This is a genomic window from Piscinibacter defluvii (assembly GCF_004011805.1).
GTDB lineage: Bacteria > Pseudomonadota > Gammaproteobacteria > Burkholderiales > Burkholderiaceae_C > Piscinibacter > Piscinibacter defluvii.
On record NZ_ML137196.1, the window covers coordinates 364,015 to 389,635 of the forward strand.

Consider the following 25,621-nt stretch of genomic DNA (forward strand, 5'->3'; position numbering starts at 1 on the left):
GGCAATCTACGCATTCGGGCCCCAGCCGAGCGCGCGCGCCTTGCCGAGCGATCCGATCCCATCCGCCCCCCCGCCGATCGCGGCCCGCCCCGGCCGCGGTGCGGCGTGGCGCTGGGCGCTCATCTATGCGTTGTTCGGCGCGCTCTGGATCCTCGGCTCCGACTGGCTGCTCGAGAGCCTGGTGCGCGACCGTGCCTGGCTGGTGCGCGCCGGCGCGCTCAAGGGCTGGGTGTTCGTGGCCATCACCGCCGGGCTGCTCTACTGGGCACTGCGCCGCGCTGCCCCGGAGCCGGTCGCTGCGGCCGGCGGTGCCGCCGGCAGGCCGCCGCGCTGGCCGGCGCTGCTCCTGGCCGCGGCCATCGTCGGGCTGACCGGGCTCGGCATCGCGCAGCACTGGCGCGAGGTGCATGACGCGCATGCGCAGCAGATGCGTTCCGCGTCGCAGCTGCGCGCCGAGCAGATCGCCGAGTGGATCGCGGCACGGCGCGCCCAGGCCCAGTTCGCCCGCAGCAGCCAGCTGTGGGCGCGCCTGTACCGCCGCTGGCACGAGCAGCGCGACGCCGCAGCGCTGGGCGAACTGCTCGGCCGGGCGGTCGAGATGCGGCGTGCCTTCGGCGCCGTGTCGATCATGGTGGTGGACGACGCCGGCCGCCGCGTGGCCGGCGAGTCCGACAACGTCGGCGAACCGCCGCTCGAGCTGCAGGCCGCGGCGTTCGCCGCCATGGCCTCCGGCGAGGTGACCAACACCGACCTGTACCGCGGTGCCGACGGCCGTGTCGCGCTCGACGTGATCGCACCGCTGACGGCCGGCGGCGCCCCGGTGCTGGGCGCCGTGGTGCTGCGCTCCGAGCCGACCGAGGGCCTGCTGTCCGAGCTGCGCGAACAGCCGGCCGACGGCGTCGACTCGGCCGTCGAGCTGGTGCGCCGCGTCGGCAGCACGGTGGTCGACGTGTTCGGTGAACGGCCACGCTCGCTCGACGACCCCGACCTGCTGGTGGCGCGCGCGCTGCGCGGCGAGCTGGCCTATGGCGCGGTCGACGCGGGCCAGGGCCTGATGGGCGGCCCGGTGCTCGGCACGGTGCGGCCGGTGGCCGGCACCGACTGGTACGTGTTCGCGCGGGTGGCCCGCGCGGAGCTGCAGCGCGAGGTGGTGCTGCGTTCGGCCTGGACGGCGGCCGCCGGTGCGCTGGCGCTGTTCAGCGTGTTCGTCGGCCAGGCGCTCTGGCAGGGGCGGCGCGCGCTGCAGCGCGTGCGCCAGGACCGCGACCAACAGCGCGAGCAGCTGCGCGCCGCGGCACTGCTGCAGGCGGTGGCCGACAGCTCCGGCGACGCGATCTTCGCCAAGGACCGTGCCGGCCGCTACCTGATGTGCAACCGTGCCGCGGCGCAGGCCATCGGCAAGCCGGCGGAGCTGATCATCGGCAGCGACGACCGCACGCTGTTCCCGCCCGCCCAGGCGGCGGACATCATGGCCAACGACGCGCGCGTGATGGACGAGGGCCGCATCCGCAGCTACGAGGAGAACCTCGACACCGCGCACGGCCGGCTCCACTACCAGGCCATCAAGGGCCCGCTGCACGACGAGGCGGGCGCGGTGATCGGCATGTTCGGCATCTCGCGCGATGTCAGCGAGCGGCGCCGCGCCGAGCAGAAGCTGCTGGAGAGCGAGGTCACCAACCGCGCGCTGCTGGAGTCCATGGCCGACGGCATGTTCGTCGCGCAGGACCACCGCTTCGTGTTCGCCAACCCGGCGCTGCCGCGCCTGCTCGGCCACACGCCGGAGCAGTTCGTCGGCCTGCCGTTCGACCAGGTGGTGGGCCCGGAGCACCTGGCGATCTGGACGCAGCGCTTCGACCAGCGCGTGGGCAGCGGCCCGGAGCCGACCGGCCACTACGAGGTGCAGTTCCGGCGCCGCGACGGCACGCTGGTGTGGATCGAGCTGCGCGCCTCGCGCTTCGTGTTCCATGGCCGCCCGGCGGTGCTCGGGCTGGTGCGCGACGTCACCGAGCAGCGCCGCCTGGCCGCCGAACTCGAGGCGCACCGGCACGACCTGGCGCGGCTGGTCGAGGCGCGCACCGCGCAGCTGCAGCACCTGAACGAGACCCTGATCGAGCAGGAGCGCTTCATCCGCACCGTGGCCGACAACCAGCCGGGACTGCTCGCCTACTGGGACCACCAGCTGCGCTGCCGCTTCGCCAACCGCGCCTACCGGGAGTGGTTCGCGCGCGGCGCCGAGGAGATCGTCGGCCTGCACATCCGCGAGGCCCTCGGCGCGCGCTGGGACGCGGTGCGCGAGCAGGCCGAGGCCGCGCTGCGCGGCCAGCCGCAGCGCTTCCAGCGCCTGGTGCGCAGCGACGACGGGCGCAGCATGCACGTGCTGGCCAGCTACATCCCCGACGTGGTGGACGGCCAGGTGCGCGGCTTCCTCTCGCTGGTGGCCGACATCACCGAGGTCAAGCAGGCCGAGCTGCAGCTGCAGGCCGCCAACGCCGAGCTGATGCGTGCGCGTGACCACGCCGAGGCCGCCAGCCGCGCCAAGAGCGCGTTCCTGGCCAACATGAGCCACGAGATCCGCACGCCGCTGAACGCGATCATCGGCCTGAACCACCTGCTGCGCCGCGACGCCCACGACCCGGTCGAACTCGAACGCCTGGACAAGGTGTCCGACGCCGCGGGCCACCTGCTGCGGGTGATCGACGACATCCTCGACCTGTCGAAGATCGAGGCCGGCCGGCTCGCGCTCGAGCAGATCGACTTCTCGCTGGCCGGCGTGCTGGAGCGCTGCCGCGTGCTGATCGCCGAGCGGGCCCAGGCCAAGGGGCTGTCGCTGACGCTGGACACCTTCGACGGACCCGACGCCCTGCGCGGCGACCCCACGCGGCTGCTGCAGGCGCTGCTCAACCTGCTGAGCAACGCCGTCAAGTTCACCGAGCACGGCGGCGTGGTCCTGCACGTCGAGTGCCTGGACGACGGGCCGGACGGCCCGCTGCTGCGCTTCACCGTGCGCGACACCGGCATCGGCATCGCCCCGGACAAGATCGACCATCTGTTCGACCCCTTCACCCAGGCCGACTCCTCGACCACGCGGCGCTTCGGCGGCACCGGGCTGGGTCTGGCGATCACCTCGCGGCTGGCGCACATGATGGGCGGCGGCGTGGGCGCGCGCAGCACCCCCGGCCAGGGCAGCGAGTTCTGGTTCAGCGCGCGCTTTGCCCGCGCCGACGCCCCGGCCGACGACGCGGCGCTGCCCGCGCGGCCCCCGGAGCCGGCCGCCGAGCTGCGCCGGCGCTGCGCCGGCGCACGCGTGCTGCTGGTGGAGGACAACCCGGTCAACCAGGACGTGGCGGTGCAGCTGCTGCGCGGCGTCGAGCTCGCGGTCGAGGTGGCCAGCAACGGCATCGAGGCGCTGCAGTGGCTGCAGCACGACCAGTTCGACCTGGTGCTGATGGACATGCAGATGCCCGGCATGGACGGCCTGGAGGCGACGCGACGCATCCGCGCCGGCGAGACCGAAGGCCGCCTGCCGATCCTGGCGATGACGGCCAATGCCTTCGGCGAGGACCGTGCCGCCTGCCTGGCCGCCGGCATGGACGGCCACGTGGCCAAGCCGGTCGACCCGGACCAGCTCTACGACACGCTGCTGCGCTGGCTGCCCGGCGCCGCCACCGTGGCACCGGCCCCGGTGGTGGCGGCGGCACCGGCCGGCGCCGCCGCGCCCGCGGACATCCCCGGCATCGACGCGCACGAGGCAGCGCGCCTGTTCGGCGGCCGCGGCGCGCTGATGCAGCGCGTGCTGGGCCGGTTCGCCGCGCACTACCGCGCCCAGTTGCCGGAGATCCGGCACGAGCTGCAGCAGGGCGACCCGGCGGCGCTGCGCCGGCTGGCCCATTCGGTGAGAGGGGCGGCGTTGACGGTCGGCGCCCGCCGCGTGGCGGCGCTGGCCGCGGCGCTGGAGAGCGTGGTGGCGGCGAGCCGGCCGGCGGCCGAGACCATGCCTGCCGGCCAGGCCCTGGCCGATGCGCTGGCCGAGCTGGTCGACGCGCTCGAGGCGGCGGGCAAGCCCTGATCAGGGCAGTCCGACGCGGTCGAACTCGCGCTGCAGCGCGCGCCAGACGGTCGGTGCGGTCAGCGGCATCTGCACCTTCTCGGCGTCGCGGCCCAGGCCGGCGGCGTCCAGCGCGTCGATCACCGCCAGCACCACCGCCGGCGTGGCGCCGATGGTGCCGAGTTCGCCGACGCCCTTCACGCCCAGCACATTGGTCGTGCACGGCACCGAGGTGTCGAACACCGTCTTGAAGCCGCGGAAGCCGTCGGCATGCGGCAGCGCGTAGTCCATGAAGCTGGCGGTCAGCAGCTGGCCGTTCTCGTCGTAGACCACCTTCTCGGACAGCGCCTGGCCGATGCCCTGCACCGCGCCGCCCTCGATCTGGCCGCGCACGATCACCGGGCTGACCACCCGCCCGATGTCGTTGACCGAGGCATAGGCGGCGATCTCCACCGCGCCGGTGTCCGGATCGATCTCGACCTCGCACACATGGCAGGCGTTGGGCCAGCTCGGCGCGCCGGCGGTGGCACTGCCGGCCACGCTGATGCGAGCGCCGGGCTGGCGGCCAGCCAGCTCGAACAGGCCGATGCCGCGGTCGGTGCCGGCGATCGTCAGGCGGCCCTGGTGGTACTCGATGTCGCGCGCCGAGGCTTCCAGCGCGTCGCCGGCCAGGTTCTTCGCCGTCTCGATGGTGCGCTCGGAGGCCACCTGCACCGCCGAGCCGCCGGTGAACAGCGAACGCGAGCCGGCACTGCCGAAGCCGTTGGCGCGGTCGGTGTCGCCCTGCAGCACGCGGATCTGCTCGATCGGCACGCCGAACACATCGACCGCCAGCTGCGCGAAGCTGGTCGCGATGCCCTGGCCCATCGCCTGCGTCGCGGTGGCCAGTTCGATGATGCCGTCGGCGCGCACGTTGACCGTGACCTGCTCGCCGAGCGCGCCGCCGCCGGTCCACTCGAGGAAGCTCGCGATGCCGCGGCCGCGCAGCCTGCCCCGAGCCTTCGCGTCGGCGCGGCGCGCCGCGAAGCCGTGCCAGTCGGCCAGCGCCAGGCCCTGGTCGAGGATCTTCTCGAACTGGCCGACGTCGTAGACCTGCTGCATCGGGTTGGTGTAGGGGAACTGCTCGGGCCGCAGCAGGTTGCGGCGGCGCAGCTCGGCCGGGTCGAGCTTCATCTGCCGCGCGGCGGCGTCCATCAGCCGCTCGGTCAGGTAGATCGCCTCGGGCCGCCCGGCGCCGCGGTAGGCGCCGGTGGGCGTGGTGTTGGTCATCACCGCGGTGAGCTTCAGGTCGATCACCGGCACGTGGTAGATGCTGGTCGTGACCCAGGGGCCCACCAGCAGCGGGATCGCCACGCCCACCGTCATCGCATAGCCGCCCACGTTGGCGAACGAGCGCACGCGCAGCGCCAGCACCTTGCCGTCCGCATCGAGCGCCATCTCGCCGCGCGTGAGCTGGTCGCGCCCGTGCACCGAGGCCGTGAACTCCTCCAGCCGCGTGGCGCACCAGCGCACCGGCCGGCCGAGCGTGCGCGCGGCGAAGGCGACCACCACGTCCTCCGGGTACAGGCCGGTCTTCATGCCGAAGCCGCCGCCGACATCGCCCACCAGCACACGCACCGCGTCGGTCGCCAGGCCCAGGCAGGCGGCCACGCCGTCGCGCACCGCGGTGGGCATCTGGCTGGAGAGGGTCACCTGCACGCGGCCGTCCACCGGCTCGGCCAGCACGACACGCGGCTCCATCGAGGCCGGCGCGAGGCGCTGGTTGACCACCTCGACCGACACGGTGTGCGCGGCGCGTGCGAACGCCGCCGCGGTGGCAGCCGCGTCGCCGTGGTTCATCTCGGCGGCGATGTTGTTCGGCGCCGCGTCGCACAGCGCCGGCGCGCCGGGCGCGATCGCGGCCAGCGGGTCGGCCACGGCCGGCAGGTCCTCGTAGTCGACCATCACCGCCTCGGCCGCGTCGAGCGCGGCCTGGCGCGATTCGGCCACCACCGCCGCGACCGCCTCGCCGACGTAGCGCACGCGCTCGGTGGCGATGACGTGGCGCACGGCCGTGGCCCCCGGCTGGCCGCCCGGGCGCGGGAACGGCACCTCGTTGGGCATCGGCTGGACGCCGGCGGCGGCGAGGTCGGCCCCGCTCCAGGCCGCCAGCACGCCGGGCAGTGCACGCGCCGCCGCGGTGTCCACCGAGCGGATGCGCGCATGCGCCACCGGCGAGCGCAGCAACACCAGGTGCAGCAGGCCCTCGCGCTGCAGATCGTCGGTGAACTGGCCGCGGCCGGTGACCAGCGCCGGGTCCTCCAGCCGGCGCACCGGCTTGCCGCTGCCGAAGCGGCCGACGTCGACGGGTGCGTTCATGCGTTCCCCCCGGCCATCGCGCGGGCGCCCTGCTGCACCGCCGCGACGATGTTGACGTAGCCGGTGCAGCGGCACAGGTTGCCTTCCAGCGCCTCGGCCACCTGCGCGTCGCTGGGCGCGGGGTTGTGCTGCAGCAGCCCGCAGGCCGCCATCAGCATGCCCGGGGTGCAGAAGCCGCACTGCAGGCCGTGGCAGGCCATGAAGGCCTCCTGCAGCGGGTGCACCTGGCCCGGCGGCGCGAGGCCCTCGACGGTGGTGACGGAGCGCCCCTGCACCTGCAGCGCCAGCACGCTGCAGCTCTTCACCGCCGCGCCATCCACCAGCACCGTGCAGGCCCCGCATTGCGCGGTGTCGCAGCCCTGGTGCGTGCCGGTCAGGTGCAGCGGTCCGCGCAGCAGTTCGACCAGCAGGGTGGTCGGTTCGACCGGGGTGTCGACCGGCTGGCCGTTGACCTGGAGGCGCAAGCTCGTCATGGCGGATCCTTCCACGCGGGGGCGTGATCGTAGCCCGTTGCGCCGGCGCATGCCGGCGCCGCGCATGGGGGCCTCAGGCCGGCAGCCAGATCACCCGGCGGCCGGAGGACTCCCAGGCCTCGTACTGCGCGGCATAGGCCTCCTCGATGCGGTTGCGCTTCACCTTGAAGGTGGGCGTGATGAAGTCGTTGTCCACCGTCCAGGCGGTCCGCGCGACGACGATGCAGGCCACCTGCTCGTGCGGGTCCAGCGTGGCGTTGATGGCCTGCAGGTGCTGGCCGAGCGAGGCTTCGAGCGCGGCGCGTGCAGCCGCGTCGCCGGCCCGCGCCGCCGCCTCGGGGTTGAGCATCACGATGCCCAGCGGCTGGCCCAGGTTGGCACCGGTCACCACGCAGGCCTCCACCGCGTCGTGCATGACCAGCCGGTCCTCGATCGGCGCCGGCGCGACGTACTTGCCCTTGCTGGTCTTGAACAGGTCCTTCACGCGGCCGGTGATGCGCAGCTTGCCCTGCGCGTCGATCTCGCCCTTGTCGCCGGTGCGCAGGAAGCCGTCGGCGGTGAAGGCCGCGCGGCTCTGCTCGGGCTCCTTGTAGTAGCCGAGCATCAGCGCGGCGCTGCGCATCTGGATCTCGCCGGTCTGCGCGTCGATGCGTGCCTCGACGTCCTCGTACGGCGGCCCGACCGTGCCTTCCTGGTTGTGGCCCGGCAGTGTGAGGTGCGAGACGGCCAGGTTCTCCGTCATGCCGTAACCCTCGTTGATCGGCAGGCCGAGCCGGCGGTACCAGGCCAGCAGCGCCACCGGCATCGGCGCCGCGCCGCCGGCCGCGAAGCGGCACTGGTCCAGGCCCAGCGCCTTGAGGATCTTGCGCCGCACCAGGCCGCCGACGAGCGGGATCGAGAGCAGCCGCTCGAGCTTGGCCGCCGGCATCTTGTGGTGCACCCCCTGCTGGAACTTGACCCACAGCCGCGGCACGGAGAAGAAGATCGTCGGCCGCGCGCGCTGCAGGTCGGCGGTGAAGGTGTCGAGCGACTCGGCGAACCAGATGCGCATGCCGGTGTTCAGCCAGCCGTGCTCGACCAGCACACGCTCGACGACGTGCGCGAGCGGCAGGTAGGACAGCATGCGGTCCTCGGCCGACATCGGGATGCGCCGCAGGCCGCGCTCCAGCGCCCAGGCGAAGTTGCCGAAGCTGTGCATCACGCCCTTGGGCATGCCGGTGGTGCCCGAGGTGTAGATCAGCGTGGCCAGTTCCTCGCCGGGGCGCACCGGCGTCCCTTGCAGCGGCGCCGTGCGGGCGCAGATTGCCTCCCAGCCCTCGTAGCGCTTGACCGCGTCCGGCGGCGAGAGCGGGTAGCTGATGCACGGCAGGCCGGCCGGCACGCCGGGCTTCATGCCCTCCCAGCCGTCGAGCTTGCCGACGAAGCAGGCGCGCGCCTCGCTGTGGGCGAGGATCTGCCGGATGGTGTCGGCCGCCAGGGTCGGGTACAGCGGCACCGACACGTAGCCGGCCATCCAGATGGCCAGGTCGCTCATCAGCCACCAGGCGCAGTTCTTGGAGAGGATCGCCACCTTCGCGCCGGGCTCCCAGCCCTGGGCCTGCAGGTGGGCGGCCATGCGGCGCACCTGCTCGGCCACCTGGGCCCAGGTGAAGTCCCGCACCACGCCGCCGCCCATCGGCTGCGTCAGCGCGATGCGCCCGGGCGCACTGCGCTCCCAGTGGTAGAGGCGCTGCAGCGCGAGCGATTCGGGCGGAACGGCGTTCATGCTCATCCGCGGCAGCCTACTCCATGCCCGATCCACCCGACAATGGTGGAGTCCGAGCACACGACGGTCGCCATGCACCTGCCCTTCCACGACCTGCACCGCCACGGCTTCGCGCGTGTGGCGGTCGCGGTGCCGCGCTGCCGCGTCGCCGACCCCGCGTTCAACGCCGAGCAGACCATCGCGCTGTGGCGCGAAGCCGACGAACGCGGCGCCAGCCTGGTGGCCTTCCCCGAGCTGGGGATCTCGGCCTACACCTGCGACGACCTGTTCCACCAGCGCGCGCTGCTCGACGCCTGCGAGGCGGCGCTGGCGCGGCTGGTGGAGGCGAGCCTCGGCTTCACCGCGGTCGGCCTGGTGGGCCTGCCGGTGCGCGCCGACCATGCACTGTTCAACGCTGCGGTCGTGGTGCACCGCGGCCGGCTGCTCGGCGTGGTGCCCAAGACCTACCTGCCCAACTACGGCGAGTTCTACGAGGCGCGCCAGTTCGTGCCCGCCGGCCAGGCGCGCTCGACGCAGATCGTGCTGGCCGGGCAGAGCGTGCCCTTCGGCGCCGAGCTGCTGTTCGAGGCCAGCGACCTGCCCGGCTTCGCCTTCCACGCCGAGATCTGCGAGGACGTGTGGGTGCCGGTGCCGCCCTCCTCGTTCGCCGCGCTGGCCGGCGCGACGGTGCTCGTCAACCTGTCGGCCTCGAACATCGTGATCGGCAAGGCCGACTACCGCGAGCAGCTGGTGCGCGGCCAGTCGGCGCGCTGCCTCGCGGCCTACCTCTACAGCTCGGCCGGGGCCGGCGAGTCGAGCACCGATCTCGCCTGGGACGGCCAGGCGCTGATCGCCGAGAACGGCGAGCTGCTGGCCGCCTCGGAGCGATTCTCCGACGATTCGCACCTGGTCACGGCCGACATCGACCTCGACCGCCTGATGCGCGAGCGTGTGCGCCAGAACAGCTTCTCCGCCAACGCGGCGCGCCATGCCGGCGAGGTGCAGCGCTTCCGGCGCCTGGCCTTCGCGCTCGGGCGCCCGGCCGGGCCGGCGCTGCGGCTGCAGCGGCATGTCGCGCGTTTCCCCTACGTGCCGTCCGACCCGGCGCGGCGCAGCGAGCGCTGCCGCGAGGTCTACGACATCCAGGTACAGGCGCTGACGCAGCGGCTGCGCGCCGCACGCATCGGCAAGCTGGTGATCGGTGTCTCCGGCGGGCTCGATTCGACCCATGCGCTGCTGGTTTGCGCCAAGGCGATGGACCGGCTCGGCCGGCCGCGGCGCGACATCGTCGGCGTGACGATGCCCGGCTTTGCGACCAGCGAGCGCACGCTCGGCCAGGCGCTGCGCCTGCTCGAGGCGATCGGCTGCGATGCGCGCACCATCGACATCCGGCCGAGCTGTCTGCAGATGCTCAAGGACATCGAGCATCCCTTCGTCGACGGCCATCCGCAGTACGACATCACCTTCGAGAACGTGCAGGCCGGCGAGCGCACCAGCCACCTGTTCCGCCTGGCCAACCACGTGGGCGGCATCGTGGTCGGCACCGGCGACCTGAGCGAGCTCGCGCTCGGCTGGTGCACCTACGGCGTGGGCGACCACATGTCGCACTACAGCGTGAACGCCAGCGTGCCCAAGACGCTGATCCAGCACCTGGTGCGCTGGGTCGCCGAGAGCGAGCAGGTGGGCAGCCCGTGCAGCGAGGTGCTGCTGGACATCCTCGACACCGAGATCAGCCCCGAGCTCGTGCCGGGCGAGGCGGACGGCCAGCCGGCCCAGAGCACCGAGGCGCGGCTCGGCCCGTACGCGCTGCACGACTTCAGCCTCTACCACCTGCTGCGCTTCGGCTTCGCGCCCTCGAAGGTGGCCTACCTGTGCGAACACGCCTGGCAGGGCGCCGAGCCGGGCTACCCGCTGGCGGAGATCAAGCGGCACCTGCAGACCTTCCTGCACCGCTTCTTCCAGACCAGCCAGTTCAAGCGCAGCTGCGTGCCCAACGCGCCCAAGGTCGGCTCGGGCGGCTCGCTCTCGCCGCGCGGCGACTGGCGCGCCCCGAGCGACGGGGAAGCGGCGGCCTGGCTGGCGGAGCTGGATTCGAACGTGCCGCAGGCCTGACCGGCCCCCGGCCGGGGCGACTCATCCGGCGCAGACGGTGTTGCGCCCGGCGGACTTGGCGCGGTACAGGGCGGCATCCGCCCGCTCGAGCATCTCGGCGGCTTCCTCCCCGGCGCGGCTGATCGTCAGCCCGATCGAGCAGGTGACCGCGAGATCCGCGGAGACATCCGCCCAGGGGTGGGCCTCCACCGCGCATCGAAACCGCTCGGCGGCCAGGCCCGCCAGGCGCGCATCCGGGGTGTTGGGCAGCAGCAGGAGAAACTCTTCACCGCCGAACCGGGCGATGCGATCGGTGCTGCGCAGAATGCCGGAAGCGATCTTCGCGAACCTGCGCAGGACCTCGTCGCCGGTGGCATGGCCATGGCGGTCGTTCACCCGCTTGAAGTGATCGATGTCCATGATGGCCACCGCGAAGGCCGGGCCGCCGCGTGCGAACCGCGCCCGTTCCTCGGTCAGCAAGGTCAGGATGCTGCGCCGGTTCTGCAGGCCGGTCAGCTCGTCGCGCTCCGAGAGTTCGCGCACCTGGGTCAATGCCTGGGCCAGCCGGGCGTTGCTGGCCGCCAGGGCCTTGCGCATCTGCGTGCCGATCAGGTTGATGGCCGCGATCTTGCCGAGGATCAACGCGAACCAGGTGCCGCTGAGCAGGCGCAACCACCCGTCGTCCAGCGGCATGCCGAAGCGACCGCCGTAGGCCCACAGCAGCGCCAGCGAGACGACGGCGATGAGGCCGGAGACGGCCAGCACATGCCTGAGCGGCAACTGCAGCGCGGCCGTGGCCACGGCGACGATCATCGTCAGCATCAGCAGCATGCCGATCTGCGGCACGGCGGCGGCCGTGGCGAGCATCAGGGTGCAGGCGCTCAGCAACTGCAGGGTCGTGAACCATGCACCCCCCATGCGCCGATGGACACCCGTGCGCACGAGAGCGACGAACAGGCCCGTCAGGCCACAGCCTGCGGCGGCATAGGCCAGCGCGGCCAGGGGCGGCAGCGCTCCGTGCACCGCAAAGGCGGCCATCAGCACGGCGTCGAGGATGTAGAACGCCAGCACCATGCCCTGCGTACGCATCGCGCGGCCGGCAGGGCCGGCCTGGGCAGGCGACGCCGTGGTCGCCGCCGGCGTGTCGGGAAGGGGCGGTCCGCTGTACTGCATGTGGCGGATCGGCATCGCTGGGCGGAGGGGGGCCGATCCACCCCTTCTTTCGGCCCCGGCAGCAAGGACTTGAGCCTTCGAGCCGATGTGGCTTCGCCGCTCGCGCTGAACCCCCGGCGGGGGGGCGCTCAGAGGCTCAGAACAGCGCCGCCTGGTCCGCCGCCTCGAACAGCTTGCGCGACAGCTCGCGCATCTGCTGGTTGATGTCCTGCGAGGGCGGCGTGCTGGCGCGGGCGCTCCAGGCCGGCTTGCCGCTGCGCACGTCGCTGACGCGGCCCTCGAGCGCGAAGCCGTAGGTGGTCTGGCCGCCGGCGATCGGGGCCGACACGCCGACCCCGCCGCGCACGCTGCCGCCGCCCAGGCCGAAGGCACCCAGGCCGATCGAGAAGCTGGGCGTTGCGCCGGCGCCGGCCACGCTGACGCGGTTCACCCACAGCGCACGCACGCCGAGCTTGCCGGCCGCGGCCAGCAGCGGCGCATCCCCCTGGCCCGGCGCGAACTCGGGCGCCGGCACCGGCGTCGCATTGCGCGCGACGAGTTCGGACGCGAGCTGGTCCTGGCAGAGCTTCTTCAGCGTCAGGTCGGGCGCCTCGCAGGCCACCATCACACGGGCGCCGCGCAGCAGGTCGGGCGGGCGCTGCGGGTCGCTCCATTGCGCGTCGACCTGGGTCGAGGCGCAGCCGGCCAGGGCCAGCAGGGGCAGCAGCGCAAACGGGAGCAGGCGGCGGGCGGGGTGCATGCACGCATTCTGCCGCGCGTGCGTTCCCCGCGGCGCGGCCGCCTTACGGCTCGATGCCGTCGTAACGCAGCCCGCTCGACCCCTCGCCGCGGCCGACACGCTTGCGCAGCGCGAGCCACAGCACCGTGCTGCCGCCGATCCAGCGCGTGCATTGGTAGCCGCGCGTGACGAGCGCACCTTCGCGCGGCACCTCCTCGTCGTGCAGCCGCAGCGGCGCGCCGGCCAGGATCGCGCCACGCGCCGCGTTGAGGCCACCGGTCTGCTGCAGCCGGCCGCGCACCAGGCGCAGGCTGCCGTCGGGCGCGGCCTGGCGCTGCGGCACCAGCGGGATCCAGTGCGGCGGCACCTCGGTGGCGAGGCGGTAGGACGGCAGCGCAGCGCCGGGCGAATCGGCCGCGCTCGCGTCGCGGCGCTCGTCGGTGGCGCGCTCGACACGCTGCTCGACGCGCCCCTGCACCACCTTCTCCACCGCCCAGGCCAGGTTGGCCAGCTCGTCGCGCAGCAGCAGCACCTCGTCGCGCGGGTTGCCGTCCAGGCTGCGCAGCAGGCCGGGCGCCAGGTAGAACAGGTTGGCGCGTGGCGCCGAGGGCCGGTAGATCGCCGCGCTCATGCTGTCGCGCGCCGGCGGGCGCTGCAGCGTGGCGAGCGCGAACATCGAGAACACGTTGGCCTGGTCGGCCGTGCCCGGCTCGTGCGGGCGGATCAGGGTCTGCACGCCGAAGGTGTCGGCCACCACCAGCGAGCGGGTCTGCGTCAGCGTGCCGACCGCCAGGTCGACCGGGATCACGTACCAGTCGTTGCCGTGGCTGCCGGCGAAGTCGGCCAGCAGCAGCTGCGGCAGGTCGCCCGGGCCGGCGGGCAACAGGCCATGGTCGATGCGCGCGTCCTCGAACTCCCAGAAGCGCCGCGCCGGCGCGCCGCGAAAGCTCACCGGCGCAGGCATCACGGTGCGGGCCACCTCGCCGGCGGCCTGGTCGAACACCGCGCCGAGCGGCACGGCGGGGTCGAGGTCGACGCTGTGCCAGTCGAGCCGGCCGCCGTCGTACTCGGCCGCGGTTAGCGTCAGGTCCGCCGCGCCCAGCCCGGCGCCGGCCGAGAAGGCGTATTCGAGCCGCTCACGCTGCCAGGCGTCGGGCCCGGGCGCGGGCTCGCAGAACAGCGTCTCGTAGGTCGCGAGCCAGGCGTCGACGGCGGCATTCACCTCGGCGCGGTCGGGCCCCGCGATGGCGGGCTCGGCGGGCAGCGGCAAGCGTGTGCCGTCGGCCGCGCGCCAGGCGGCGGCCAGCAGGCGGCCGTCGGGCACGCGGCCGGCCATCAGGTCCCAGTAGTCGCGCGATTCGTCGTCGAGCGTGGCGCGTTCGGCGGCGGTCGGTGCCTCCAGCGCATGCTGGGCGATGAAACCGGCGCGGTAGCTGCGCGACAGCGGCTGCGCCTCGAGCAGGCGCAGGAAGTGCAGCCCGCTCTCGGCCGCCAGCCGGATCGAGCTGCCGGCATCGAAGGGGCCGCTCGCGCGCACCGGGCGGCGCTCGACCACCGCCTCGAGCGGCAGCGCGGCCGGGTCGTAGGGCTGCGGGCGGATCGGCTGGCCGGGCTGCGCAGCGCCGGGCCAGACCCGCGTCAGCGGCGCGCTCAGGCCGCGCCAGCGCGCCTGCACCGGCGAGCCGGCGTCCTCGCCCTCGAACTCGCCCACCTGCCACTGGCGCGCCAGCAGCCAGAGCGGATCGAACACGCGTGCATGGATGCCCTCGCGCATCGCCGCATCGCGGCAGCGGGGCTCGAGGCGCACCCAGCTGGTGATGGACGGTTGCGGTCCGGAGGAGGCGACGACGACCGTGGCCGCGAGGGTGGCGCCGGTGGCAGCCGTGGTGGGACGGGTGACCATGGTCAGCGCAAGGTGGCGAGGCCGGGCGACACCGCGTCGCCCTCGGCGTTGACGGCCAGCCCGAGGGCCGGCAGGAAGTGCGCGAGCTCGCCGACCGCGCTGCCGGCCGCGCCGACCGGGTCGACGAAGGCGCGGTCCAGCGCCTCGGCGTCGACCGCGCGCAGCGCGGCCAGCTCGAGCGTCTCGAGCAGCAGGCGGTGCAGCGACCAGCCGGTCCAGGGCTGCGCGGCATCGGGCGGCACGGCCAGCAGCACGGTCTGCGGCGCGCAGGCATCGGGCGCGTCGAACTGGAACGCGATGCCGGTGCTCTCGCGTTCGTTCGGCACCGTCTCGACCCAGTCGTCCAGCCACAGGCCGGCCAGCGGCTGGGTGGCGTCGAGTCCGTCGTCGGCCTGCAGCACCAGCGAGAGCTTGCCGGCCGGGATGGCCTGTCCGGGCAGCGGCGCCAGGCCGACCCAGCGCTCGCCGGCCACGTGCGGCAGCTGCGCCACCGCCAGGCGCGGCCGCTCGGCGGCACCGATCGCCTCGGCCGCGTGCAGCAGCGCGCCGGCGCGGCCCACGCCCTCGCGCACGCGCGCCAGGCGCTGCCACCACGGGTGCAGCACCAGCGGGTCGCCACCCAGCAGCACCGGCCCGGCGGCAAGCGACGCGTTCAGCTCGGCGCCATTGGCCGGCACGAAGGGCGCGAGGGCCAGGAAGTCGGCGCCGAACAGCGTCTTCAGCCGGGCCGAGGCAGAGGCCGCCCGCTGGCGCGCGTCGGCGCCGGCCGGGCTGCGCTGCGCGGCCAGCGCCGCCAGCCGCCGCGCGGCCTCGGCCTGCACCGGGCGCGCCTGCAGCAGCAGCGCGGCACGTTCGGCGGCTGCCTCGGCCAGCGGCGCACCCGGCACGGTGCCGGCCACGCCGTAGCGCAGCAGCGCGAGCAGCGCCTTGCGCAGGGCCGGGATGGCCGCCGTGTCGGGCGTGGCCAGCAAGGCCTGCAGCGGCGCCAGCGCGGCGCCCAGGCCGGCCTCGGCGGCCGCGGCGCGTGCCTCCAGGTCCTCGGCCGCGGGCTGGCCGTTCGCGCTGGCCGCCGGCCCGGCCAGGTCCAGCGGGTCGAGCATGCGTGCGCCGGCCAGGCATTGGCGCGCCCGGGCCGCGACTTCGAGCGCCTCGCGCAGGCTGAACTCGCCCGCCGCCCAGCCGCTGCGCCGGCGCGGGTCCAGGCGCAGCGGCGCGCCGGCGGGCACCCCGGCCAGCTGGCCGCGCGCGACCTGCAGCGCGAGCGCGTCGAGCTCGGGGGTGGCGGCGCCGGGGCGCGCCGGCGCCATCCAGACCAGGTCGAGCGGCGCGAGCGCCAGCGCCGACAGCCGGCATTCGAGCCGGCGCAGCACGCGGCCGGCCGCGTCGAGCTGCTCGACGCCGTAGCGCACCCGGGCCGGCAGCGGCAGCAGCCGTGCGGCCCAGGCGTTCAGGCGCGGCTCGGCGGTGGCCCGCGGCGACGTCGTCGGCCGGGCCCAGCCGGCCGGCGCCGTCGTGGCGGCCGGGGCGGCCAGCAGCCAGGCCACGCGCTGCGTCAGCCCGGTGCCGCTGCGCGGCGTGCGCGCCACCGTCAGCTCGGGCGGCGGTGCCTCGCCGTGCGCGATGGCGGCCAGCGTGCTGGCGCTGCGCGCGGTGTTGCCGCGCACCGTCTGGTGCACGGTCTCGGCCAGCACCGCATCGGCCAGCGCGTCGACCGTGTCGTCGAGCACCCGCAGCGCCGCCGCGCAGACCGCGAACGGCGAGTCCGCCGGCAGCGGACCGCCCGGCGCCAGCGCCTGCTGCCACAGCTGGTGCAGCCGCAGGCCGTCGACCACGCGGTTCGCGGCCACGCTCTCGGCGCTGGTGCCGGGCGGCGCGTCGGCGCTTTGCAGCGGCGCCAGCGCGCGGCAGCGCGGCACCTGGGCGTCGAGCCCGCGTTCGTGCAGCTCGCGCTCGAAGCGGTAGCCAAGCAGCGCGCCGAGCGGCTGGCCCTGGCGCACGCCGTCGAGCAATTGCTCGGCCAGGCGCACGCGCCGCGAGGACAGGTCCACCGCGAAGGCGCCGGCCGCCTGCAGGTTGGCCTTGCCGAGGTGGCCGTTGCGCAGCAGCGCGGCGGTCTGCGCCTGCTCGAGCGAGGGCGCGTGCAGGAAGCCGGGGTCGTCGCGCAGCGGGTAGACCGGGCCGGTCTCGCCGGGCGGCGTGGGCAGCGGCGCGATGGCCGGCGCGGCGCGCAGGTTCAGCACCCAGCCGTAGCCGCCGCAGCGCAGCCCGGTGGCGCGCGTGCCGCGCAGCGCCGCGAGGCGGCGCGTGGCCAGCGAGGTGATCCAGGCGTCGAGCCGGTGCGCGGCGCAGTCCAGCGTGCCGGCCAGCAGGCGCTGCAGCGCGGGGGTGGGCAGGCCGGCCAGGTGGGCGAAGGCCTCGCGCAGGTCGCGCAGCGGCGCGGCCTCGGGGGCCTCGAGCCCGGCCGGCGTGGCAAGGAAGGCGCCGAGCGGCTGCCCGCCGCTGGCCTCGGCACTTGCGGCGAGCTGCTCGCGCCAGGTGGTGCTGCGCGTGGCGGCGTTGAAGTTCATCAGCTCGACATCGCGCCAGGGCCCTGGCGGCACCGCCTGGCCCCGCGCGGCCAGGCGCAGCGCGGCGGCCAGCGTCTCGAGCTGCAGCGCGTGGCGCAGCAGCGCCTGCAGCAGTGAACGCGCATCGGTCGGCGCACCCGGCGCCGCGGGCGGCGGCTGCAGCGGCGGCGCGGCCAGCAGGGCCTGGATGAACGCGGCCTCGTCGTCGCGCACCAGCGGCACGCCGAGTGCCTCGCTGCCGGGCGCGAAGGCCGATTCGGCCAGGCGCGGTCGCCCGGTCAGGCCGAGCTGGCGCCACACCGCGTAGGCCAGCGTGTCGCGGGCAGCCGCCCAGCCGCTGGCCGCGGGGTCGACCCCGAGGAAGCTGCGCAGGTGCTGCAGGTAGCGCGGGCCGAGCAGCTGGCGCAGCCGGTAGCCGGCCGCGACCGCATCGCTTTGCAGCGCGGCGGCGAGCTCGGCGTCGGCCGTGCCGCCGTTCGGGCGTCCCAGGCGCGGCACGCTGTCGATGCGTGGCCGCCAGAGCCGGTCGCGCAGCGTGACGAGCAGGTCGCGCAGGCGCTGCTCGCGCGCCGCGTCGGGGTCGCCGGCACGCGGCGCCAGGTCCGCCAGCAGCGTGACCGGCAGCAGGCCGTAGGGCTGGCGCCCGACGCGCAGCGCCGGCAGCGGGCCGAACGGGCGCAGGAAGTCGAGCGCATGGCCGCGCACCCAGTCGAGCGCGGCCGGCGTGAGCCCGGTGCCGACGAAGCCGATCAGGTTGGCGAGGTGGTAGCCCCAGGTGGCCGGCCAGAGCGCCGCGGCCATCTGGCGCGCGTCGAGCTGCTCGCGCGCGGCCGCGCCCTCGAGCCGGCCGAGCGCGGCCAGCGCCGGCGCGTCGGACAGGCCGAGCGAGCGCGCCAGGCGCTCGGCCTGCGTGTGCGGCGCGAGCGTGGCGAGCGCGTCGCGCCACAGCGTGTCGAAGCTGCGCCGGTGGCCGGGGTCGCCGCTGTCGTGGCCGGAGGGCTCGTCCTCGGTGTTGTTGGTCGGCGTCGCGCTGGCCAGGAAGGCCAGGCCGTCGGTGTGCCGGTGCGCCTCCAGCAGCCCGGCCAGGCCGGCCGAGGCGTCGGCGGCCGCGCCCACGCCGAACACCAGCAGCACGTCGACGCCGGTCACGCCGACCGGCAGCAGCAGGCGCAGCGCCATGCCCTCGCGCTCGGCGGTCTCGAAATCGACCATCCAGCGCATGCCGGCGTCGATGGCGAGCTGGTCCTCGCGCGTCGGCGGGCTGCTGCCGGTCACCGCCGGCCCGAGCGCCGGGGCGCGCTTGATCGGCCGCCCCTGCGCCTGCGCGACGACCTGCCCCCCGGCACGGGCCACGGCGAACCAGCGCTCGGGCATCAGCCGCGCCACCGGCGTGATGCTCCAGCCCGAGGCGCCCGCCGCCGGCCGCGGCGTGACGGCCGGGAAGCGCGGCGTGCCGGGCTTCGCCGGGTCCGGCCCGGGCGCGTTGGTCGGCGTCAGCACCTGCGCGATCCAGGCCGCGCGGGCCGCGTCGAAGCGGTCGGCCAGCTGCTGCCAGGCGGCGCGGCGCTTGTCCTCGCTGGTGCCGGCCAGCCAGGTCTGGGTCCAGAAGTGCTTGCCCCATTCGATCTCGGCGGCGGTCAGCGCACGTTCGTGCGCGTCGACATGGAGCTGGTCCGGGAACACACGCACGCGCAGCTCGCTGCGGCCGTCCGGCTGCGCGAAGAAACGCGTCTCCAGCCGCACCGGCAGCAGCGCGAGCGGCAGGTCGCCGGGTGCGAGCGGCGCGGCCAGCTCGGCCGGCACGGGCTGCGGCGAGAAGGCCAGCAGCTGGATCATCGAGGGCAGTACCGTCGGCATGGTGGGGGCGCGGTCAGGCGGGCAAGAGCTCGCTGGCGTGGATCAGCACGCGCACCGGCAGCTGCAGCAGCGCACGTGCGGCCTGCCCGGCATGCACGGCCCAGGGCGTGGCGGCGGGGCGCGGCGAACCATCGGGGTTCAGGTCGAGGCGCAGGTGGCTGCCGGCGCCCGTGGCCGGCGGCGCGTCGACGCCGAAGCGCGGCTCGGTGGGCTGCTGCTGCAGCACGAAGTACCAGCCGGGGTGGCCGATCGCCTCCGCGACCGGGATGTCGAAGCCGAAGAACGCGATGTCGGGCTCGAGCGCGCCGCGGAACAGCGGCAGGCGTTCCTCGCCCGCCCCCTCGGGCGGCCGGCGCTGCGCGCCCTGCGCGACGCCGCGCACCGCGTACACCGCCGTGCCCGGGTAGCGCCGCAACAGCACGCTGCGCAGCAGCAGCACCAGCGGTGGCGGCATCGGCGCGCCGGTCACCTCGCGCGGGGCCTGCTCGCCGAGCCGCGCCGTGCCCCAGCCCGCCAGCGGCACGATGTCGCCCGGCACCGTGGCACGTGCGCTGCGCCAGAAGCGCTCGAAATACGTGCCCGTCTCGTGCGCGAGCGGGAAGTCGCGCCAGACCAGCTCGCGGGTCATCTCGACGTTCAGGCCGAGCATGAAGGCCTCGATGAAGCGCCGGTTCGGCTCGAGCAGCGCCACCGTGTCGGCCGGCACCTGCTGCAGCCCGGGCAGCAGCCAGTCCTGCGACAGCCGCGCCAGCGCCTCGGAGGCCGGCAGCGTGTAGCGCGGGATCAGGCCCAGCGCGCCACCGGGCAGCGTGGCGGCCGCGGGGGACGGCGCCGGTTCCGCACGCTGCACCGCGGCGCGCCAGCGCTGCGCCAGCATCGGCGCCGGGTCGAGCTGCGCCTGCACGCTGGGCCGCTGCGCCACCAGCAGCGGTTCGAGGGCCAGCAGGGTCAGCACCGGCGTCGGCGCCGGCGCCGGGTTGACCAGCGCAAGGTGGCGCCGGGCCGCGGCGCGGAAGCGGGCCGCGTCGGCGCTGTCCACCGGCACCGGCGGCGGCGCCGGCGGCTCCACCGGCGGCGGCGGGTCCGGATCGGGGTCGATCGGCGGCGGGCCCTCGCCCGGCGGGAAGATCGGGATCAGCCGCGCCGGCGCCGGCGCGCCGCGCGTGACCACCGTGGCCGGCGTCGCGACCAGCAGCGCCGGTGGCTCGGGCGCGACCACGAAGCCCGGGCGCCGCGGCGCGCCGGCCACCGCGGCGTCGGTCATGCCGGCGTACAGCAGCGACGGGTTGGGCGCCGGCGCGCGGCGGCTGACGTCGTCGACCGTGACGCAGCCGCGGGCCTCGGGCACCGGGCGAAAGATCACCGACGCGGTGAAGAACACCTGGAACAGCCGCCCGGTGGCGACCACCGGGGGCGCGGCCACGTCGAGCTTGCGCGCCACCCGCGCGGAGCGCCGCGCCAGCGCGCCGCGCGGCCGCGTCAGGCGGCGCAGCGGCGCGGACAGCGTCGCGTCCGACGCGTTGGTGCGCGCGATCAGCGCGCGCATCGACGCGGTGGCGCCCGGCGCCGGGTCCTGCGGATCGGGCAGGCGCAGCTGCGCGCGCGCCGGCGCGGCCAGGCGCCACAGCATGTCGTCCTGCCCCGCGGCGCCTTGCGTGAACGGGCGCACGTGGCGCTGCAGCAGCCGCGTGCCCACCGCGCCGGCCAGCTGCAGCTGGCGCAGCCGCTGGTTGACCGCCGCCATCTCGCCGGCCTGCGCCCAGGCCTGCGCGACCAGCTCGTCCTGCTGCGCCTGCACGACGCGCGTGCCGAGCCCGGCGGCGACGCGTTCGCGCGGGTCGAGGTTGATCTCGTCGAGCCAGGTCGGCGGCAGCGTGCTGCCCACCTGCCGGCGTCCGGCCAGCCAGCGGCCGTAGACCGGCGGGCCGACCAGCGGGTCGTCGTCGTCGGCACCGAGGCTGGTGTTGAGCAGCGCCTGCAGCGCGGCCTGCCAGCCCGGGCCGGCCGCGTCGGCCAGCGCCATGCGCGCCATGCCCACCGGCTGCAGCGCGCCCTCGAGTGCGATCAGGCCGTCGCGGCCCGGCGTGGCGGCATAGGCGAAGCCGGGCCGGCCGATGTCCAGCGGGCGGCGCCCGACCAACTCGGACAGGTCGCGCGGCACCAGCCGGTCGACGATGGTCTCGAAGTCCTCGCGCGCACCGGTGCGGAACTGCCAGTGGTGGTAGACCGGCAGCGCGATGCGCGACGGGTCTTCCGCGTTCGGCCAGGCCGGCGCCAGCGTGGCGCTGGCCGGCGGCGGGAGGTTCAGCCCGGCGCGCCGGCCGACCTCGAAGGTGGGCACCACGCAGGCCAGGTACTCGGTGTGCGCCTCGAGCCGGCGCGGGCTGAGCAGCCGCGCCACCGACAGCTCCGGGCGCGTGGCCACCAGCTGCTCGAGCGCCGTGGGGCTGGGCGGCGCATCGCCGGTCCAGCTCAGCTGGGCATGCGCCCAGGCCCAGGATTGCGCCAGGTCCGGCAGCTCCTCGGCCACGCGCGCCGGCGCGCCGATCTCCAGCACCGGCAGCGGCTCGCTGCCGGCCGGGCGCAGGCGCACGCCGTCCTGCACGCGCACCACCACCAGCGCGATCCACGGCCGCAGCCGGCCCTGCGCATCGGCCGCGGCGGGCGTGAAAAGCCACGGCAGGTCCGGGTTGTCGAACTCGATGGCCGCCAGGTCGAGCGCCTCGAAGTCGGTGCTGCCGTCCGGCGGCTCGGTGCGCAGCACCTGGCGTGGATCGATGCCGATCACGTCGGCCGGGCCGCGCACGCGCACGTCCACGCCCGGGTCGGTGGCGGCGCTGCCGGTGACGGCCAGGCTGACCTTCAGGTTCACCGAGGCCGGCAGGCCCGGCGCGCCGGTGTCGGGCTGCGCCAGCCGCGCGGCGAAGCCCTGGCGCAGCCAGGGGAAGAAGAGCAGGCGCGCGGTGGCCATCTCAGAAGCTGTGGGAGAACCCAACGCACCCGCGCCGGGGTGGCCAAGGGCCTTGGGCGAGGCGCGGCGCGCCGCCCAGACTGGCCGTCTGGGCCAGCGGCGCAACGCGGCCCAAGGCCCTTGGGTACCCCGGCCCGAAGGGTGAGCCCCGGGAAAGGGCCCACTGCGCGATGCAAATGCTCGACGTGCCACCCGGCACGTCTGTGCTTTGCGCCTCCATTGGGCCCTTTCCCGGGGCCCACGCGGGTGTGTTGGGTTCTCTCACAGCTTCTCAGTTCGCCTCGAGGAAGGCCGGCATGGCGACCGGTGCGAGCGTCACACGCGGCGCCGGCGGCGCGTCGGCCAGCAGCGGCTCGGCGCGCCGCAGCGTGCTGCGCGCGGCGGCACCCTGGCGCGCGTGCAGCTCGGCCTGCGCGCCGGCCAGGGCGTAGCGGGGCAGCGTCCGCACGCGCTGCGGCGACTCGGGCGCGAGCGAGCGGTCGATCACCTTGGTCTCGTACTCGAGCGCGTACTCGGCCGCCTGGTCGAGCCGGAAGGCCGGCGTGCCGAGGCCGAGCTGCACGCCCGCCTCCATCGGCACGAAGGACGGGCTGGCCAGCATCTGCGCATCGCTCAGCTCGAAGAACTGGGCCGGGGCGAAGTCCTCGTGCAGCCGCGTCAGCGTCTGCGGCGGCTCGGCCCGGCCGTCCACGCTCACCGCGCCGATGGCGAGCGTGCGCGCACCGAGCACCGGCGCACCGCCGAAGCGCCGCACCGGCTGCGGCGTGGCCAGCGGCACCACGCCCTGGCGCACCACCAGGCTGGCCAGCGGATGCACCAGCACCGGCGCGCCCGCGCTCGTGGTACCGCCGGGCTCGCGCAGCACGACGATGCGCGACTGCCCGGGCGCCAGCTCGCCATGCCAGTTGCGCGCGTCCGTCAGCGCGGCCACGAGCTGCGCCAGCAGGTCCACCGCCGGCGGCGCGGGCGGCCGGGCGCCGGAGATCAGCGTCGCGTCGACGCGGATCGAGACGTCCCACCACAGGATCTCGAACGTCGCCTTGGCCCGCAGCGCGAGCGGCCGCGGGCCCTCCAGCGCACCCTCGACCTTCACCTTGAACAGGTTGCGCGTGCCCTTGCGGATCTGCATGCTGGCCAGGAACTCGGCCAGGAAGTGGAACGGGTTCAGCGTGATCAGCACGTCGAAGCCGACGTCGCCGGTGACGTTGAAGCTCATCGGCCCCTCGGCATACAGGTGCGCCGCGGCGCCGAACTGCACGGTGTTGGAGGTGAGCGCGAAGTAGGCCTCGCAGGAGAGGCGCGGGTTGCTGCCGGTGGTGAGGTTCAGCGCCAGGCGCTCGAGCTTCGGGAAGCCGGCCGGCGGCGCAAACGCATGGTGCAGCCCGCCCACCGCGAGCGCGAAGCTGCGCGGCGAGCGCCAGCGCATGCGCAGCGCCATCGCGCCGGTCAGCACGAACTTGTCGAGCAGCTTCGAGTCGACCAGCACCGCGTCGACCGCGGCCGTGCCCTGGTCGAGGTCGAACACGCCGAGCGCGTCCATGCGCAGCACCAGCAGCGGGCTCTGCTCGCGCGGCAGCAGCGCGCTGATGCGGCCCAGCACGAACAGCCGGTCGCGCACGCCCCACTCGACCAGCACCGCCAGGTCCATGGTCACGATGACCGGCACGCCCCAGGTGATGCGCAGCATCGGCCCGAGCACGTAGCTGCCGCGCTGCGCCGGGAACACGCGCTCCAGCCCGGCCAGGATGGCTGCCGCATTGGCCACCGGGTCCTTTGGGAACAGGATCAGGTCGAGCGTGCGCTGGCGCAGGCCCTCGCGCAGCGCGTCCTCGCTGACGGTGCGGTGGATCGCCAGCAGCCCGCCGATGCCGGCCAGCTCGAAGCCCATCGGCAGGCGGATCGGGCGGAAGCCCTCGGCGGTGATCAGCAGCACCATCGAGTAGCCGCGCGCGCCGTCGGGCAGGCGCGTGGAGATCAGCCCGACCGCCTTGACCGACACCAGCTGCGAGATCTCCAGCTCGAGCATGCCGGCGTACTGCCCCTTGACCGGGTCGTGGAACACGAAGCCGCCGCCCTTGACGCTCTTGGCGTCGACGACGAGTCCGATCGCGCGCGGCGCGAGGAAGCCGAGGTCGAGGTTCACCAGGCCGAGGTTGGCCTTGGCCATGTCCTGCGGGTGCGTGACGGTGGCGCGCAGGCCGATGTGGTCCACGCGCGCCAGCACCGGCCCGATGCGGCCGGACAGCGACAGCCCGAGCGAGAGGTCCAGGTGCGGCGCGGGGTCGAGCCCGCCGTCCACGCCGAGCAGCAGCTCGTCGAGCCGCACCGGCCCGAGGCTGCGGCCCACCGCGATGCGCCGGTGCAGGCCCTTGGCGGCCGGCTCGCCGCCGGGCAGCAGCGGCAGCGGCTGGTCGGGCACCGGCTGCGGCGGCTTGGGCGGCGGCGCGGGCACCTTCTGGCTCTCGAAGTCCTTCAGCCCGCCGGTCAGCTGCCAGCCCTGGCCGCTGGCATAGCGCGTGCCGATGTCGAACTTGACGGTGGTCTTGCGGTCCGGCAGCAGCGAGCCGATGAAGCCGTCGATGGTGCTGGCGTCGAAGCTCAGCACGCAGCCGAGCAGCGCCAGGTCCAGGCTCGGCCCGCCCTCGTCGACCGCGGCCTTCAGCGCGACGCTGCGCACGCCGAAGCTGAGCATCCTGGTGTCCGGGAAGCGGAACAGCAGCGCACGGTCGGGCGTCTCGGTCGAGCGCAGGGTGAGCGCGATGCGCTGCCCGGCCGGCGCCGCCGCGCTGATGTCGTTCGCGCTGAACCACAGCGGCAGCCCGGCGGCCTGCAGTTCGAAGCGCAGGCGCAGCCGCTTCGACAGCGCGACCTCGAGGTCCTCCTCGCCGCTCAGGCCCACGAACAGGCCGGGGCCGCCATGCGCCTCGGGGATCAGCGCAAGCGTGGTGGCGAGCGAGGCGTCGAGCGTGCTGGTCGGGTCGTCGTCCTTGTCGCGGGCATGCCAGCGCACCGTCAGCATGCGGCTGGACAGCAGGTCGGCGGTGGACTCCGGCGTGGGGATGGCCTGCAGTGGCGGCACGGTGTCCCAGCCGTACAGCATGTCCAGCGCGTCCTGCTTCGCCCAGTCCTGGAACAGGCCCTTCTTCGCGATGCGCATCACCGCCAGCACGATGGCGGCCAGGCGCAATGTCGGGTTGGACAGCGCCTGCGCGTCGCCCTCGCTCGCGAGCCGTTCGAACGGCCCGCTGCCGGCGAACAGGAACTTCAGCAGCCCGACCACCGCGGACAGCGCCCGGTCCAGCGTGGTGTAGCCCTCGCCGAGCGGCGACGCGGTCTCGGCCATCCAGCCGACGAACTGCATCACGAACCAGAGCTTGGGGCGGTGCCGGTAGACGTAGTCGGTGGCGAGCAGGTCGATGGCCAGCACCTGCACCTCGTCGGCCACGTCGACCAGCAGCTCGTCGAGCTTCTTGCGCCGCTCGGTCAGGGCCTGCAGCAGCGCGAGCAGGTCGATGTCCTCGCCGCCGACGTAGCGGTCCAGCGCCGTGTCGCCGCCCGACGGTGCCGGCGCGGCACCGAGCGGGCCGAGCGCGATGCCCAGCGTGCGCGCCAGCGCCTCGCGCTGCGCCGCATCGCCCAGCGTCGCCTCGACGTAGCGCAGGAAGGCGATCAGCTCGCCGACCAGTCCGCGCAGCAGGGAGCCGTCGTGGTCGTCGGTCAT

Annotated in this window: 11 protein-coding genes; 2 read left to right on the forward strand and 9 right to left on the reverse strand. The window is 74.9% G+C overall.

Annotated elements, in window-relative coordinates:
* The first annotated feature begins 40 nt into the window (after window positions 1-40).
* Window positions 41-4,066 carry a PAS domain-containing protein gene (locus D9C15_RS01685; RefSeq protein ID WP_127995689.1) on the forward strand — a complete coding sequence of 1,342 codons (4,026 nt, stop codon included), beginning with the start codon at window positions 41-43 and terminating at the stop codon, window positions 4,064-4,066.
* Here D9C15_RS01685 and D9C15_RS01690 read toward each other — a convergent pair whose 3' ends face one another.
* The 3 genes from D9C15_RS01690 to D9C15_RS01700 form a co-directional block, all read right to left on the reverse strand.
* Window positions 4,067-6,403, reverse strand: a complete 2,337-nt coding sequence (locus tag D9C15_RS01690; RefSeq protein ID WP_127995690.1) for a xanthine dehydrogenase family protein molybdopterin-binding subunit — start codon at window positions 6,401-6,403, stop codon at window positions 4,067-4,069.
* On the reverse strand, window positions 6,400-6,876 hold the full coding sequence (locus D9C15_RS01695; RefSeq protein ID WP_127995691.1) for a (2Fe-2S)-binding protein: 477 nt from the start codon (window positions 6,874-6,876) through the stop codon (window positions 6,400-6,402). The genes D9C15_RS01690 and D9C15_RS01695 overlap by 4 nt, the downstream gene beginning before the upstream one ends.
* 73 nt (window positions 6,877-6,949) lie before the next feature.
* On the reverse strand, window positions 6,950-8,641 hold the full coding sequence (locus D9C15_RS01700; protein ID WP_127995692.1) for an AMP-binding protein: 1,692 nt from the start codon (window positions 8,639-8,641) through the stop codon (window positions 6,950-6,952).
* 72 nt (window positions 8,642-8,713) lie between these two features.
* Between D9C15_RS01700 and D9C15_RS01705 the strand changes: the two genes are divergently transcribed.
* The gene (locus D9C15_RS01705; RefSeq protein WP_127995693.1) at window positions 8,714-10,732 is read left to right on the forward strand and encodes an NAD(+) synthase; all 2,019 of its coding nucleotides are present in this window, start codon (window positions 8,714-8,716) and stop codon (window positions 10,730-10,732) included.
* A gap of 21 nt (window positions 10,733-10,753) precedes the next feature.
* On the opposite strand, the gene D9C15_RS01710 is transcribed toward D9C15_RS01705, so the two are convergent.
* The 6 genes from D9C15_RS01710 to D9C15_RS01735 form a co-directional block, all read right to left on the reverse strand.
* Window positions 10,754-11,749, reverse strand: a complete 996-nt coding sequence (locus D9C15_RS01710; RefSeq protein ID WP_240668277.1) for a GGDEF domain-containing protein — start codon at window positions 11,747-11,749, stop codon at window positions 10,754-10,756.
* Window positions 11,750-12,020: 271 nt separating this feature from the next.
* Window positions 12,021-12,623 carry a hypothetical protein gene (locus tag D9C15_RS01715; protein ID WP_127995695.1) on the reverse strand — a complete coding sequence of 201 codons (603 nt, stop codon included), beginning with the start codon at window positions 12,621-12,623 and terminating at the stop codon, window positions 12,021-12,023.
* Window positions 12,624-12,666: 43 nt separating this feature from the next.
* Complete coding sequence (locus D9C15_RS01720; protein WP_127995696.1) at window positions 12,667-14,505, reverse strand: hypothetical protein; 1,839 nt, start codon at window positions 14,503-14,505, stop codon at window positions 12,667-12,669.
* A gap of 2 nt (window positions 14,506-14,507) precedes the next feature.
* Window positions 14,508-18,929: a hypothetical protein gene (locus D9C15_RS01725; protein ID WP_127995697.1), complete on the reverse strand. Its 4,422-nt coding sequence runs from the start codon at window positions 18,927-18,929 to the stop codon at window positions 14,508-14,510.
* A gap of 13 nt (window positions 18,930-18,942) precedes the next feature.
* A complete protein-coding gene (locus D9C15_RS01730) occupies window positions 18,943-21,900 on the reverse strand; it encodes a hypothetical protein (RefSeq protein WP_127995698.1) in 2,958 nt (985 codons plus the stop codon).
* Between the two features lie 271 nt (window positions 21,901-22,171).
* On the reverse strand, window positions 22,172-25,621 hold the full coding sequence (locus tag D9C15_RS01735) for a DUF6603 domain-containing protein (RefSeq protein WP_127995699.1): 3,450 nt from the start codon (window positions 25,619-25,621) through the stop codon (window positions 22,172-22,174).